Origin of the sequence: Streptomyces fulvoviolaceus (assembly GCF_000718165.1) — a bacterium.
GTDB classification, from domain to species: Bacteria; Actinomycetota; Actinomycetes; order Streptomycetales; family Streptomycetaceae; genus Streptomyces; species Streptomyces fulvoviolaceus.
Genome location: NZ_JOEY01000041.1, coordinates 35,366 through 49,763, shown reverse-complemented (window position 1 = coordinate 49,763; position 14,398 = coordinate 35,366). Strand labels below are relative to the sequence as shown.

Genomic DNA, 14,398 nt, shown 5'->3' with positions numbered 1-14,398 from the left:
CACTCTCGTGACCGGGGGCAGGACAGCCAACCCAGGGGCGCGGACCCGCACCGCCAGACGGCTAAAGCACACACTCCGCTTCGGCGTACCGCTCATCAGGCACAGTCTTCAGCGTCTCGACAGCCTCAGCCAGAGACACCATCACGATGTCCGTACCCCGCAGAGCCGTCATGTTGCCGAACTCACCCCGGTGCACGGCCTCGACGGCGTGCCAGCCGAACCTGGTGGCCAGCACTCGGTCGTACGCGGTAGGCGTACCACCCCGCTGCACATGTCCGAGGATCACAGGCCGCGCTTCCTTACCGAGCCGCTGCTCCAGCTCGATGGACAACTGTCGAGCGATCCCGGCGAACCGCTCATGCCCGTAGACATCCTTGCCGCCCTCGTCGAAGGCCATGGTGCCGGGCCGAGGCTTGGCACCCTCCGCCGCCACCACAATCGCGAAGCGCTTGCCCGCCTCGAACCGCTCGCCGACCTTGACGGCCAACTCCTCGATGTCGAAGGGGCGTTCCGGTACGACGATGGCGTGGGCGCCGGCCGCCATGCCGGAGTGCAGCGCAATCCAGCCGGTGTGGCGGCCCATGACCTCCACGACCAGGACACGCTGGTGGGACTCGGCGGTGGTCTTGAGCCGGTCGAGCGCCTCGGTCGCGACGCCGACGGCCGTGTCGAAGCCGAAGGTGACGTCCGTGACCGCGATGTCGTTGTCGATGGTCTTGGGCACGCCCACGACGGGCAGGCCGGCGTCCGACATCAGCCGGGCCGCCTTCAGCGTGCCTTCACCGCCGATCGGGATGATCGCGTCGAGCCCGAGTTCGGCGAGATGCCCCTTGGCCCGTTCCACACCGTCCCGCAGCTGGGAGGGCTGGACCCGGGAGGAGCCGAGGATGGTGCCGCCGCGGGCGAGGATGCCGCCCACAGCGTCCAGGTCGAGCTTGAGGTAGTCGCACTCCAGGAGGCCCTTCCAGCCGTCCCGGAAACCGATGACCTCGTCGCCGTGGTCGACGACGGCACGGTGCACGACGGACCGGATGACGGCGTTCAGGCCGGGGCAGTCGCCGCCGGACGTGAGGACACCAATGCGCATAGCCCGAAAAACCTTCTCAGCGATTGAACGTGGCATGGGTCCGGACCACGTCGTCCGGCTCGAACCCCGCCACCCTAGCGGCAGGAGGGGGCGGGGCAGCACTGTCCGTCCGCCTGGTGGACGGGCCCGCTCACCTGTGCGGACACGTCGTCAGACGGGCTGGTTGAGTCTGGCTGACGCGCGGGTGAACCCGCAGGTCAGGCGGGCTGCTGCGCGGATGCGATGCGCTCGTTGCGCAGTGCCTCGTACCAGCGGTCGTCGGTCGGCGGCAGGGCGTTCACGTCCAGCGCCAGCTTCAGCAGCAGGTCGGCGATCTGCGGATTGCGCGCGAGCACGGGACCGTGCATGTACGTACCGAAGACCGTGTCGTTGTACGCGCCCTCCGTCCCGTCACCCGTGCCGTTGCCGTTGCCCAGGCGGACATTGGCGAAGGGCCGGGCGGTGGGGCCGAGGTGCGTGATGCCCTGGTGGTTCTCGAAGCCGGTCAGCGGGGGCAGGCCGAGGCGCGGGTCGATGTCCGCGAGGACGTCACCGACGCACCGGTCGCCCTCGCCGCGCGTGGAGACCACGTCGAGCAGGCCGAGGCCGGGCTCGCGCTGGCCGAGGTCGTTGATGAACTCGTGGCCGAGGATCTGGTAGCCGGCGCACACCGAGAAGACGATCGCGCCGTTGCCGACCGCCCGGTGCAGGCCGCCGTCCCGGCGCAGCCGCTCGGCCGCGAGCCGCTGCGGCCGGTCCTCGCCGCCGCCGATCAGGTAGATGTCGCCGGAGGTCGGGATCGGCTGGTCGCTGCGCACGTCGAGGCGGGCCACGTCGAGGCCGCGCTGCCGTGCCCGGCGTTCCACGACGAGGACGTTGCCCTGGTCGCCGTACGTACTGAGCAGGTCGGGATAGATCCAGACGACCCGCAGGCTGTTGTCGCTCACAAAAGTCCCCTGTGTGTCAGTTGCCGACGCGGCGGCGCAGGTCCTGGAAGGCGGTGTAGTTGGCGATGACCTCGATGCGGCCCGGCGGGCTCATCTGCACGGCCTGGTCGAGGTTCTCGCAGACCTGGAAGTGCTGGTTCGCGACCTCCAGACGCACCGCGAGGTCCAGCTTGCGGTCGCCGATCACGCAGATCGGGTGGCCGGTCAGACGCGTGTAGTCGACGTCCCACAGCCAGGAGGTGTCGGTGCCGTCGGCGCCGCGCGCGTTCACGGAGAGGATCACCGGGGTCGGCGGCGGATCGATCAGGCTGAACGTTTCGAGCCAGCCGGCCGGGTTCTTCGCGAGCAGCAGCCGCAGATCGCGCTCCTGGAACTGCACCACGTCGTAGCGCCCGGCGACCGCCTGCACCTGGTACATGCGTTCCAGGGCGACCTGCGGCGGCACGCCGAAGACGGCGGCGACGGCGGCCGAGCTGGCGGCGTTGGCCTTGTTGGCGCGGCCGGGCAGCTGGAGGTGGATCGGCCAGGCGGATCCGTGCGGGTCGAGCACGTGGTCCCCGGACAGCGCCCAGCTGGGCGTGGGCCGACGGAAACCGCACTCACCGCAGAACCAGTCGTCCCCCGGCCGCTGCATCACGCCACCGCAGGACGGGCAGGACCAGGCGTCGTCCTTCCACATCTGCCCGGCGGCGACCCAGACCACGTTGGGGGAGGAGGACGCGGCCCACACGACGAGCGGGTCGTCGGCGTTGGCCACGATCACGGCCTTGGACCCGGCCAGTCCCTCGCGCCAGTTCTCCGCGAGCATGCGGGTCTCGGCGGCGCGGTCGAGCTGGTCACGGGAGAGGTTGAGCAGGGCGATGCACTTGGGGTCGGTGTCCCGGGCCACGCCCGCGAGGTACTTCTCGTCGACCTCGATGACGCCGTACCGCGCCTCGGATCCTCCGGCGAGCGCCGAGGTGATGCCGGCGGGCATGTTGGCGCCGAGCGCGTTGGAGACGACCGGCCCCGCGGCGCCCAGCGCCTCGGCGATGAGCCGGGTGGTGGTGGTCTTGCCGTTGGTCGCCGAGACCAGGGTGACGTCCAGGTTCTGGGCGAGCCGGGCAAGGAGGTCGGGGTCGAGTTTGAGGGCCACCCGGCCGCCGATCACCGAACCGCTGCCGCGACCTGCGGCTCGGGATGCCGCCGCGACCGCCTTGCCCGCCGTCACGGCCAGCTTGGCCCGCGGCGAGAGCGGGTCCGAGTTGCCTGTCATCAGTTCTCGATCCTCCTTGCGTACACGCCGCGCCCCTGCGTCCGGCCACGTGGTGTGGACCTCAGCCTATCGAGATCCATTCGCGCTCCCGAATCTGGCGCCCGCGCGACATTCGCGTGACAGTGAGGACCGTACCCTTGCCGCCATGCGACAAGCCCCGATCCCGGGCGCCCACGGGCGCGTCCGGCCACTCACCCTGCTCGGCGACCCACTGCTGCACACCCCCTGCAAAGAGGTCACCGACTTCGGCCCCGAACTGGCCCGCCTCGTCGAGGACTTGTTCGCGACGATGTACGCGGCGGAGGGCGTGGGCCTGGCGGCGAACCAGGTGGGGGAGTCGCTGAGGGTCTTCGTGTACGACTGCCCGGACGACGAGGAAGTCCGGCACCTGGGCCACGTGGTGAATCCGCGGCTGGTGGAGGTCGACGGACTGGTGTTCCGGGGCCCGGAGGGCTGCTTGTCCCTACCGGGCCTGGAGGCGGGAACAGAGCGCTACGACCACGCGGTGGTCGAGGGTTTCACGGCGACGGGCGAGCCGATCACGGTCCACGGCACGGGTTTCTTTGCCAGATGCTTGCAGCACGAGGCCGACCACGTGGAGGGGAAGGTGTACGCCGACCACTTGACGGGCCGGCGTCACCGCAAACTGATGCGACAGGTGGCGCGAGCTTCTTGGCGCCGGTGAGGTGGATACACCCAGGGGCGCGGGGCTGTATCGATGTGCGGCTCCGTCGCGTGGGCGCGACCGGCCCCCACGGCCCCGCACCCGGGATACGACCTTCAGAACCCCGGACCGCCGACCTTGTCCCCGGCCGCCGCGAGCCGCCCCCACAACAGATCAGCCAGACTCCGCACCAACTCCGCACGCGAGCAGGGCCGTTCCCCCAGCCACCAGTCCCCGGCCGCATGCATCATCCCGACGATCCCATGCCCCCACACACGGGCCAACTGCTGACTCCCGGGCCCCAGATCCACCCGGTCCTCGATGACCTGAGCCAGCTCCTCGCCCATCCGCCGCAACAGCGGAACAGAGTGCTTCCCGACATCGAACCCCTGGTCCCCGACCTGACCCCCGTCGGCAGGATGCATCAGGAACCGGTACACCTGAGGCCGCGCCTCGATCGCCGCGAGGTACGTGTCCAACGTGGCCTCGACGCGCTCCCGTCGATCCGCGGGAGCGTCGAGCGCGGCCCGCAGCGAATCCAGCAACGCATCCGTATGCCGCTTGGCAAGCGCCGCGTAAAGTCCCCCCTTGTCACCGAAGTGCCGGTAGAGGATCGGCTTCGTGATACCGGCTTCCGCGGCGATGGCGTTCATGGAGGCCTGTGGGCCGTCACGCAGCACCACCCTGTCCGCGGCCTCCAGCAACTCTCGCCGGCGGCGGTCGGCGGACCGTTGCTGATCGGTCCGCTGTGTGGTGTCCATGAGCTCTCCCCGCCCGTGCTGAATCGGTAATGCCTGCGCAAACTAACACTCACCATGCCTCAAACATCGAACGGGCTGCCGAGAGGTCATCGGGAGTTGACTTTTCCTACCCGCGGGTAACACACTCGAGTTACCGCAAGTAACATGCAAGGCAAGTGTGCCGCTGGAGGGGACATGGCCGAGTTCACCATGGAGCTCAACGACGAACAGAAGGAGGTCCGGGACTGGCTGCACGGCTTCGCGGCCGACGTCATCCGCCCCGCGGCCGCCGAATGGGACGAGCGCGAGGAGACTCCCTGGCCGGTCATCCAGGAGGCCGCGAAGGTCGGCATCTACTCCCTCGACTTCTACGCCCAGCAGTACTTCGACCCGACGGGCCTCGGCATCCCCATGGCGATGGAGGAGCTGTTCTGGGGCGACGCGGGCATCGGGCTGTCGATCGTGGGCACCGGTCTCGCCGCCGTGGGCGTTCTCGCCAACGGCACCGAGGAGCAGATCGGCACCTGGATCCCGCAGATGTACGGCGACGCGAACGACGTCAAGGTCGCCGCGTTCTGCTCCTCCGAGCCGGATGCCGGTTCGGACGTGGCCTCGATGCGCACCCGTGCGGTGTACGACGAGGCCAAGGGCGAGTGGGTGCTCAACGGCACGAAGACCTGGGCGACCAACGGCGGCATAGCCAACGTCCACGTGGTCGTCGCGGTCGTCGACCCGGAGCTCGGCTCCAAGGGCCACGCCTCCTTCATCATCCCGCCGAACACGCTCGGCCTGTCCCAGGGCCAGAAGTTCAAGAAGCACGGCATCCGTGCCTCGCACACCGCCGAGGTCGTCCTGGAGAACGTCCGCGTCCCCGGCCACTGCCTGCTCGGCGGCAAGGAGAAGCTGGACCAGCGCCTCGCCAGGGCCCGTGAGCGCGCCAAGGCGGGCGGCGAGCGCGTGAAGAACGCGGCGATGGCCACGTTCGAGGCGTCCCGCCCGGCCGTCGGCGCGATGGCGGTCGGCACCGCCCGGGCCGCGTACGAGGTCGCCCTCGACTATGCCAAGACGCGCGAGCAGTTCGGCCGCCCGATCATCGACAACCAGGGTGTGGCCTTCCAGCTCGCGGACATGCGGACGTCCATCGACGCGGCTCGCCTTCTGGTCTGGCGCGCCTCCTGGATGGCGATCAACGGCAAGCCGTTCACCGCCGCCGAGGGCTCCATGTCCAAGCTGTTCGCGAGCGAGACGGCGAAGAAGGTCACGGCCCAGGCGATCCAGATCCTCGGCGGCAACGGCTACACGCGGGAGTACCCGGTGGAGCGGATGCATCGCGATGCGGCGATCTACACGATCTTCGAGGGCACGAGCGAGATTCAGCGGCTGGTGATCGCCAGGACGCTTTCGGGGATGTCGATTCGGTAGCGCCGTGGGGATGCTCATCGCCTGGAGATCGTGGTCACGGCGAGTACCGGGTCGAAGGGCGGCGCGAGTTCCCTGGAGGCGAGGGCCACGAGGTGAGCCGGAGCGTCCCCGTTCTGAAGAGCGGTCACGTACTCGATGACCTGCCCGTGGGACAGTGCCGGCACTGTGGCCCGCAGGGCGTGCATGGCATGGATGCGCCCCCGCGCGGCCGCGATGTCGCGTAGCTCGTCGTGCAGGTCGTCCACTGCGGTGCGTACGACCTGCGCCCGGATGCGGGTCCGATAGTCGTCCTCCCATGCCCCGGTCACCGCGGAGACGACGCCGACCTGGTGCAGCCCGCCGTCGACGCGGTCGACCAGGTACGGGCCGTTGCCGATCAGCATGGACCCCGGGTTTCGCGTGCGCACGAACTCCTCGGACTGCCAGTCGACGATCCACACCAGCTCGTGTTCGCGGGCCTGGACCACGACCAGGCCCGGTTCCAGATGCTCCTCGACGATCCGGACCGCGTCCGCGCGCTCGATCACGGGGACAGCCTGGCCGATACCGAAGAACCGTTCAACGGTGTTTCAGCGGCGTGAGCTGCTCGATGTCGTACCGCCTGCGCAGTTCCTCGATCGCCTCGTGGTCCGGTGGGCCCCCGTTTCCCAGGATCTCCAGCAGCTCCTCGAAGTACCGTTCGTGATCCGGTGGTGGGGACGCCTGGAAGAACATCTTCGCCGGGGTGTCCGTCGGGTTGGCGAATGCGTGCGGGCACCCCGGCGGTACGACGATCACCGTGCCCGGGGTCGCCCGTACCACCCGGTTGCCCGAACCCGACTCCCAGCGCTGCCAGTTGTCGGGGGTTCGTATCCGCGGCTCGAAGGCCAGGACGTCCAGTTCGCCCTCGAGGACGTAGAACAACTCCTCGCTGCGGGTGTGGACATGGGCGCCGACGTCGAAGCCGGGCGGCACGATCACCTCGAAGGTGGACGCCATGCGGGAGTGGGAGCCGGTCACCTTGAAGGTGACGTGCTGGGCGGGCGTCTGGACGACCCGGCCGTGCCCCGGGGGTACCAAGAGCCCCTCAGGAGCCGTCACCACGTCACCGGCAGTGCCTCGGGCCCGCGGATCAACGCGCCCTTCTTGAAAGGCACTTCCTCTGGCGGTACGGCGAGTCTCAGGCCAGGCACCCGGTCCAGCAGGGCGTCCACCAGGAGCTCGGACTCCAGCCGTGCCAGCATGTTGCCGGGACAGAAGTGCGGGCCGAAGCCGAAGGAGACGTGCGGGTTCGGGCTGCGTGAGAAGTCGATCATCTCGGGGTCGGGGAAGACGTCCGGGTCGCGGTTCGCGGCCAGGTAGGACACGTAGACCGCGTCGCCCGCCCGGATTCGTACACCCCTGACCTCCACGTCCTCCAGGGCGATGCGGGACAGGCCGACCGCGTTGCGGTGCGGGATGTAGCGCAGCAGTTCGTCGATGGCTCGGGGGCGCAGCGACGGTTCGGCGCGCAGGCGTTCGGCCAGGTCCGGGCGGGTCAGCAGCAGGTAGAACATCTGGCCGCTGTTGTTGGTGACCGCCTCTCCGCCGATCTGCAGGAGCACCGCGAGCCCCACGGCCTCCTCCAGCGTCACCTCGCCCCGGCCCACGGCGGCACCCAGCAGGGACGCCACGTCCTCGTCCGCACTGCCCTCCCGGAGACCGATCAGGTCGGCGAAGTAGGCGCCCATCTCGTGCTTGGCCTTCTCACTGACCTTCGCGCCGTGCGAGGAGGACAGGATCAGCTGGGTCCAGGTGTGCATGCCGTGCCGGTCGGCGGCCGGGACGCCCATCAGCTCGCAGATCACGGCGATGGGGAAGGGGCTCAGCACGGTCGCACCGAGATCGGCGGGCGGCCCGTCCTGCAGCAGCTCGTCGACCAGCTCGTCGAGCATGCGGCGGGACTTCTCCCGTACCCGCTCCACCCCACGCGCCGTGAACGCGGCGGCCACCGATCGGCGCAGCCGGGTGTGGTCGGGCGGGTCCAGGAAGCCGACCGCGCCGCGCGCCGGGATGAAGTGCGGGGCGAGCCGGGTGACGGGCCGGTCCATGACGGCCTCGCGGCTGAACCGGGGGTCGTTGGCCACCATGCGCACGTCGTCGTGGCGGGTGACCAGCCAGGCCCAGCCCTCGCCGTTGGGCAGCTTGATGCGAGTGACCGGCCCCTCGCGCATCAGCTGCTGGAGGACCGGGTCGAAGTCCACGCCGGTCAGATCGAGCGCGGGCCAGTCCCGCACCGGGGGAAGGGTCTCGGTGAGCGTCTCTTCGGTCATCTCAGGCTGTCTCATCCATGCTCTGCCAGCGGCCCAGGGACATTTCCGCGGTGATGCCGGGCCCGAACCCGGCGAGCAGCCCGCGTGCCCGGTGCTTGGCTCCGCCCTCGTCGAACAGCCGGCGCAGCGCGTCCAGGACGACGGCGCTGGCGATGTTGCCGTACTCGGTGAGGGTCGCCCGGCTGAACCGGAAGGCGTGCGGGTCGACCTGCAGGAACTTGCTGAGGTCGTCGAGTATTCGGGGACCGCCGGCGTGCACGATGTAGAAGTCCAGGTCGGCGGCGTCCCAGCCGTGCAGGCCCGCGAGGTCCTGCAACGCCGGTGCCAGGGGCTCCATGGTCGCGGGCACCCGCTTGTCCAGCTGGAAGTGGAAGCCGGTTGCCCGGACGTCGTACATGATCCACTCCTCGGTCTTGGGGATCAGGTACGACCCGTTGCGCTCCAGCGAGATGCCCTCACCGCCCTTGCCCCGCATCACGGCGGCCGCGATGCCGTCGCCGAACAGTCCGTTGGACAGCAGGTTTCCGATGCCCAGGTCGGTGGGCTGGTAGCACAGCGAGCAGAACTCGCAGGCGACGATCAACGCGTTGGCCTCGGGGTAGGCCGAGCAGAAGTCGTGCGCGCGGTTGATCGCGGCGCCGCCGGCCGCGCAGCCCAGCTGGGCGATGGGTATCTGGCGGGTGGTGTTCTCGAAGGCCATCTCGTTGATCAGCCATGCCGTCAGCGAAGGCATCATGAAGCCCGTGCACGACACGTAGATGATCACGTCGATGTCGCTGGTCAGCAGCTCCGCGTCGTCGAGCGCCCGCTGGACGACGGCCGGGACCCGGGCCTTCGCCTCGGCGACGTAGACCTTGTTGCGCTCCTCGAAGCCGGGATGCTTCAGGGTCTCCTCGATGGGCTGCACGATGTGCCGGGTGCGTACGCCGGTGTTCTCGATCAGCCGGAGGGCCAACGGCAGTTGGGGATGGTCGGCGTGGCGGGAGCGCGCCAGCTCCAGCGTCTCCTCCATGGTGATCACGTGCTCTGGAACGGACACCGAGGGTCTGCACAAAGTCGCCATGAACCGTGCCTGCTTTCGCCTCAGAGGGTGGTCCAGTCCACGATCACCTGAGGCGGAGACGATCTCGCGCCGGATTACTCCAAACGCGGGACGCCCGCATGCGCCCCAAAGGGGCGCGGGGCTGTATCGGTATGCGGCTCCTCCGCGTGGGCGCGAGCAACCACGACGAACCCGCACTGGCACACAACAGGAACTCCTACGGCGCCCCACCGCTGCTGTGCGCAATGCACGCGACGTCGATCCGGTCGGCCAGCTTCGCGAGCTCGATCGTCAGCGCAGCAACCGTGTCCTCATCAAGCCCGTCCTCCCCGGCCTCCACAAGGTGCAGCCAACGCCCACCCACCGTGCGGAGCAGCTTGCTCACATCGGCCGCAGACACCTGCAAGGTCCCGCGGTCGTCGACGATCAGAGGCAGAGTCACTTCGCGGTTCACAACCGGGATGTTAGCCGCGCAGCGCTCACGCACCGTGCCAAACCGTCGTGATGTTGCAGAACTCGCGGATTCCGTGCCCGGACAGCTCACGCCCGTACCCGGACCGCTTGACCCCGCCGAACGGGAACGCCGGATGGGAGGCGGTCATGCCGTTGAAGAACACCCCACCCGCCTCCAGGTCCCGTACGAAACGATCCACCTCGGCCCCGTCCCGCGTCCACACGTTGGAACTCAGCCCGAACGGCGAGTCGTTGGCGATGAGCACGGCCTCGTCGAGGTCGGCCGCTCGATACAGCGTGGCCACGGGCCCGAAGGCCTCCTCGCGATGGATGCGCATCTCACGCGTGATGTCGGCGAGAACGGTCGGCGGGTAGTACCAGCCGGGGAGCTCGGGCCGACGGAGCCGGTGGCCGCCGCACAGCACCGCCGCCCCACTCCGCTTCGCGTCGTCGACCAGCTCCTCCACGTCGGCCCGCCCCTGCTCGGTCGACAGCGGCCCGACGTCCGTGTCCTCCTCCATCGGATCGCCGACCTTCAACGCCTTCATGCCCTCGACGAACCGCTCGGCGAAGGCGTCGTACACGTCCGTGTGAACGATGAACCGCTTCGCCGCGATGCACGACTGTCCGTTGTTCTGCACACGCGCGGTCACCGCGATCTGCGCGGCCCGGTCGATGTCGGCGGACGGCATGACGATGTACGGGTCACTGCCGCCGAGCTCCAGCACCGTCTTCTTGACCATGTTCCCCGCGGTGGACGCGACCGCCCGCCCCGCGGGCTCACTCCCCGTGAGCGTGGCCGCCTTGACGCGTTCGTCGCGCAGGATGTCGTCGACGGCGTCGGAGCCGACGAGCAGGGTCTGGAAGACGCCCTCCGAGTAGCCGGCCTGGTGGAAGAGATCCTCCAGGAAGAGGGCGGTCTGGGGCACGTTCGAGGCGTGCTTGAGCAGGCCCACGTTGCCGGCCATGAGGGCGGGAGCGGCGAAGCGGATCACCTGCCACAGCGGGAAGTTCCACGGCATCACCGCGAGCACGGGGCCGAGCGGCCGATACTGCACGCGGACCCGAGACGCACCGGAGTCCTTGACGTCGAACTCCGCGGGTTCCTCGTCGGCCAACAGCGATTCGGCGTGGTCGGCGTACCAGCGCATCGCCTTGGCGCACTTCGTGGCCTCCGCGCGGGCCTGCTTGACCGGCTTGCCCATCTCGGTGGTCATGACCCGGCCGATGTCCTGCTGGATGTCGCCGAGGAGGCCGGCCGCCTTGTGCATGAGCGCGGCGCGGTCGGCGAACGACGTCGTCCGGTACGTGCGGAACGTCGCCTGCGCGAGCTGGAGCCGGCGCTCGATCTCCTCGGCGCCCATGGCCTCGTACGTCTTGAGCGTCTCGCCGTTCGCCGGGTTCACCGTCGCGATGGGCATGACCGACCTCCTGGAAGCGGACGGACTGTGCTTCGACCTTCCCGCGCGGCGGCGACGACCGCAACGCGTGGGCGGCTCCTCAGGGCGAGTGCTCCGCCAGCCGGTCCAGAAACGCGGCCTGCGCCTTCACGATCACGGCCCGGGCCCGGTCCAGGCCGAACCACTCCACGCGGTCCAGCTCCGGGAACTCCTGGAGCTGCCCGGACTTCGGCGGCCACTCCATCCGGAAGGTGCCCGGGGCGATCGTCGCCGGGTCGAGGTCCGCCTCGATCGCCCACGCCGTGACGACCTTGCCGCCTGTCTGCCGGACCTCGCCGAGCGGTACGGCCTCACCGTCGGGCGGTGGCAGCCCGAGCTCCTCCTGGAACTCGCGGCGGGCGGCGTCCCAGGCGGGTTCCTCGTCGGGTTCGTACTCGCCCTTCGGGACGGTCCACGCTCCGGCGTCGCGGCGGGCGAAGAACGGGCCGCCCATATGGCCGAGCAACACCTGCAGGCCGTCGTCCGTGTGCCGGAACAACAACAGGCCGGCGCTCGTCTTCACGGCGTCACCTCGGGGTGTGCGGCCAGCAGGGTCTCCACCGTGTCGGCGTCCTCCGGCCGTTTGTCCTCGCGATAGCGGACCACACGGGCGAAGCGCAGGGTGACGCCGGCCGGGTAACGGGTGGACTTCTGCAGTCCGTCGTAGGCGATCTCGACGACGAGTTCGGGGCGTACGGTCACCACGTACCCGTCGGTGTCCACGGCCAGCTCCTGGAGCCGCTCCGTCTGCCAGGTCAGCATCGCGTCGGTCATGCCCTTGAAGGTCTTGCCGAGCATGGCGAAGGTGCCGTCGGCGTCGCGTGCTCCCAGGTGGAGGTTGGAGAGCTTGCCGGTGCGGCGGCCGTGGCCCCATTCGGCGGCGAGGATCACCAGGTCGAGCGTGTGGACCGGCTTGACCTTCAGCCAGGACGCACCGCGCCGGCCCGCGCTGTAGGGGGCGTCCAGGGACTTCAGTACGACGCCCTCGTGGCCGCGCTTCAGCGTCTCGGCGAGGAACGTCTCCGCCTCGCCGGCGTCCTCGGGACCGGACACCAGCGTGCGCCGTACCCGCATCGGCTCGGGCACGAGCCGGGCCAGTTCCGCGTGCCGTTCGGCGAACGGCAGGTCGAGCAGGTCGCGGTCGTCGACGGACAGGGCGTCGAAGAAGACGGGGGAGACGGGGACCGCCTCGGCCGCCGTCGTCACGTCCACGCGGGAGCCGACGCGGCCGGCGATCTCCTGGAAGGAGCGGGGGCGCCCGTCCCCGTCGAAGGCGATGACCTCGCCGTCCAGGATGAACCGCTCGCCCCTCAACTCCAGCGCTGCGGAGCTGAGTTCGGGCAGGCGGTCGGTGATGTCGTCGAGGGTGCGGGTGTACAGCCGCACCGTGTCGCCGTCGCGGTGGACCTGGACGCGGATGCCGTCCAGCTTCTCCTCGACCGCGCAGGCGCCCAGCTTGTCGACCGCCTCGGCCACCGAGGAGGCGCTGTGCGCCAGCATCGGCAGGACCGGGCGGCCGACGGTGAGCCGGAAGCGGTCCAGGGCGGCGGGGCCGTCCGTGAGCAGGGCCTCGGCGACGGTCTGGAGGGAGCCCGCGAGCATCACGGCCCGCCGTACGTCCGCCGGCGGTGCCTCCGTCGCCTGAGCGAGCCCCTCCGTGGCGACCGCGTCCAGTGCGCCCTGTCGTACCTCTCCGCTGATCAGACCGAACAGGAACCGCTGCTCGTCCTCCGTCGCCGCGCCCATCAACTTCCCGACCAGCCGGGCCCGTTCGGCCTGCGAGCCCGCGCCCGCGACCTTGCCCAGCTCGCTCAGCAGGGCGTCCACCTCGCGCACGGTCAGGGTCGGCTCGGCGGCCGGGGCGACCGGACGGCTCAGCACCTTCCAGCCGACGCCGAGCCGCCCCTGCGGCAGTCGTCCCGCGAGGTACGGGATGACGATCGGCACGTCGTCCGCCTCGGCGTCCCGGAAGAGCTCGGCGAGGAGCGCGGTCTTCCGGGAACGGGCCGAGGTCGCGGCGACCTCCTGGGACACGCGGGCCAGCCGGGCAAGCAGCATGCATCCAGGGTGCACCGGAGGCGCGCGGTCTACACCCGGACGGCGGCGTCGAGGTCGGTCATGAGCAGTTCCCCGTTGATCGTGGCCGCGGCTCGGTACCCGGCGCCGGCCGCATTGATGACCTGCTCGGCGAAGCCGGCCGCGTTGCCCGCCGCCCACACGCCCGGCACGGTCGTCTGCCCGGTCTCGTCGAGCACGGGGTACGCGCCGAACGGCGTCTCGCGCAGCTCCGCACCCAGCTGTTCGAGCAGCTCGTTCTGCGGGACGGCGCGCGGCGCGACGAACAGCACCTCACGGTCGTACGTCGTGCCTCCCCCGGAGGGGGTACCTCCGGCGAGGCGGACGCCGGTGAGCCGGTCGTCCTCGATCACCAACCCCTCGACCTCGCCCGGCACCACCCTGACCCCGGCCGCTGAGAGCCTGCGCCGGTCGTCGTCCGACAGGTCGGCCTCGGCGACCGTGTGCAGGAAGAACGTCACGTCCTTCGACCACTGGGACACGATCAGGGCCTGGTGCACGCTCATCGGCGTCGTGGCGAGCACACCGAAGGCCCGGTCGCGGACCTCCCAGCCGTGGCAGTACGGGCAGTGCAGTACATCCCGGCCGAAGCGTTCCGCGACGCCGGACACGGCCGGGAGCTCGTCCTTGAGGCCGGTCGCGATCACGAGGCGACGGGCGTGCACGACGCTGCCGCTGGCCAGGGTGATGGCGAAGTCCTGGGTGACGTCCACCGCCCGGTCCCGGACGAGTTCGACGCCGTACCGCGCGATCTCCTCGCGGCCCACGGCCAGGAACTCGGCGGGAGGCATGCCGTCGCGCGACAGATAGCCCTGCATGTGGGCGGCGGGTGCGTTGCGCGGCTCGCCCGCGTCGACCACCAGCGTGCGGCGCCGGGCCCGGCCCAGGACGAGGGCCGCGGACAGGCCCGCCGCGCCGCCACCGATCACGATCACTTCGTATGTCTCGGTCATGCCGTCACGGTCGTCCCGGGGGTGCGGTATTGACAAACTTCTTTGCCGAT

The 14,398-nt window shown here is 70.0% G+C and carries 15 protein-coding genes; 2 read left to right on the top strand and 13 right to left on the bottom strand.

Translation table 11 applies throughout. The annotated features are described in order from the left end of the window. Nucleotides 1-61: 61 nt before the first annotated feature. The 3 genes from IG08_RS0136715 to IG08_RS0136705 all read right to left on the bottom strand — a co-directional run bounded on the left by IG08_RS0136715 (nucleotide 62) and on the right by IG08_RS0136705 (nucleotide 3,268). The gene (locus tag IG08_RS0136715) at nucleotides 62-1,087 is read right to left on the bottom strand and encodes a 6-phosphofructokinase (protein ID WP_030613092.1); all 1,026 of its coding nucleotides are present in this window, start codon (nucleotides 1,085-1,087) and stop codon (nucleotides 62-64) included. Nucleotides 1,088-1,284: 197 nt separating this feature from the next. Next, a complete protein-coding gene (locus tag IG08_RS0136710; protein ID WP_030613089.1) occupies nucleotides 1,285-2,013 on the bottom strand; it encodes a type 1 glutamine amidotransferase in 729 nt (242 codons plus the stop codon). Between the two features lie 16 nt (nucleotides 2,014-2,029). Next, a complete protein-coding gene (locus tag IG08_RS0136705) occupies nucleotides 2,030-3,268 on the bottom strand; it encodes a Mur ligase family protein (protein ID WP_030613086.1) in 1,239 nt (412 codons plus the stop codon). Between the two features lie 145 nt (nucleotides 3,269-3,413). Between IG08_RS0136705 and def the strand changes: the two genes are divergently transcribed. After that, the gene (def, locus tag IG08_RS0136700; RefSeq protein WP_030613083.1) at nucleotides 3,414-3,953 is read left to right on the top strand and encodes a peptide deformylase; all 540 of its coding nucleotides are present in this window, start codon (nucleotides 3,414-3,416) and stop codon (nucleotides 3,951-3,953) included. 95 nt (nucleotides 3,954-4,048) lie between these two features. On the opposite strand, the gene IG08_RS0136695 is transcribed toward def, so the two are convergent. Continuing rightward, nucleotides 4,049-4,693 carry a TetR/AcrR family transcriptional regulator gene (locus IG08_RS0136695; protein WP_030613079.1) on the bottom strand — a complete coding sequence of 215 codons (645 nt, stop codon included), beginning with the start codon at nucleotides 4,691-4,693 and terminating at the stop codon, nucleotides 4,049-4,051. Nucleotides 4,694-4,867: 174 nt separating this feature from the next. Between IG08_RS0136695 and IG08_RS0136690 the strand changes: the two genes are divergently transcribed. Next, nucleotides 4,868-6,094 carry an acyl-CoA dehydrogenase family protein gene (locus tag IG08_RS0136690; RefSeq protein ID WP_030613076.1) on the top strand — a complete coding sequence of 409 codons (1,227 nt, stop codon included), beginning with the start codon at nucleotides 4,868-4,870 and terminating at the stop codon, nucleotides 6,092-6,094. Nucleotides 6,095-6,108: 14 nt separating this feature from the next. Here the strand turns inward: IG08_RS0136690 and IG08_RS0136685 are convergent, their stop codons facing one another. The 9 genes from IG08_RS0136685 to IG08_RS0136645 form a co-directional block, all read right to left on the bottom strand. Further along, nucleotides 6,109-6,621, bottom strand: a complete 513-nt coding sequence (locus tag IG08_RS0136685; protein ID WP_030613073.1) for a YrhB domain-containing protein — start codon at nucleotides 6,619-6,621, stop codon at nucleotides 6,109-6,111. 31 nt (nucleotides 6,622-6,652) lie between these two features. Continuing rightward, the gene (locus IG08_RS0136680) at nucleotides 6,653-7,174 is read right to left on the bottom strand and encodes a cupin domain-containing protein (protein WP_030613070.1); all 522 of its coding nucleotides are present in this window, start codon (nucleotides 7,172-7,174) and stop codon (nucleotides 6,653-6,655) included. Beyond that, nucleotides 7,171-8,385, bottom strand: a complete 1,215-nt coding sequence (locus IG08_RS0136675; RefSeq protein WP_030613067.1) for a cytochrome P450 — start codon at nucleotides 8,383-8,385, stop codon at nucleotides 7,171-7,173. The genes IG08_RS0136680 and IG08_RS0136675 overlap by 4 nt, the downstream gene beginning before the upstream one ends. 1 nt (nucleotide 8,386) lies before the next feature. Continuing rightward, nucleotides 8,387-9,472 carry a type III polyketide synthase gene (locus tag IG08_RS0136670; protein WP_261723336.1) on the bottom strand — a complete coding sequence of 362 codons (1,086 nt, stop codon included), beginning with the start codon at nucleotides 9,470-9,472 and terminating at the stop codon, nucleotides 8,387-8,389. Between the two features lie 172 nt (nucleotides 9,473-9,644). Further along, a complete protein-coding gene (locus IG08_RS0136665) occupies nucleotides 9,645-9,881 on the bottom strand; it encodes a DUF6213 family protein (RefSeq protein WP_030613061.1) in 237 nt (78 codons plus the stop codon). Between the two features lie 25 nt (nucleotides 9,882-9,906). Then, entirely contained in the window at nucleotides 9,907-11,301 is a 1,395-nt protein-coding gene (locus IG08_RS0136660; RefSeq protein ID WP_030613058.1) for an NADP-dependent succinic semialdehyde dehydrogenase, read from the bottom strand. 79 nt (nucleotides 11,302-11,380) lie between these two features. Beyond that, nucleotides 11,381-11,842: an NUDIX hydrolase gene (locus IG08_RS0136655; RefSeq protein ID WP_030613055.1), complete on the bottom strand. Its 462-nt coding sequence runs from the start codon at nucleotides 11,840-11,842 to the stop codon at nucleotides 11,381-11,383. Further along, entirely contained in the window at nucleotides 11,839-13,377 is a 1,539-nt protein-coding gene (locus IG08_RS0136650) for an ATP-dependent DNA ligase (protein ID WP_030613052.1), read from the bottom strand. The genes IG08_RS0136655 and IG08_RS0136650 overlap by 4 nt, the downstream gene beginning before the upstream one ends. A 29-nt stretch (nucleotides 13,378-13,406) precedes the next feature. Continuing rightward, nucleotides 13,407-14,348: an NAD(P)/FAD-dependent oxidoreductase gene (locus tag IG08_RS0136645; protein ID WP_030613049.1), complete on the bottom strand. Its 942-nt coding sequence runs from the start codon at nucleotides 14,346-14,348 to the stop codon at nucleotides 13,407-13,409. Between the last annotated feature and the right edge of the window lie 50 nt (nucleotides 14,349-14,398).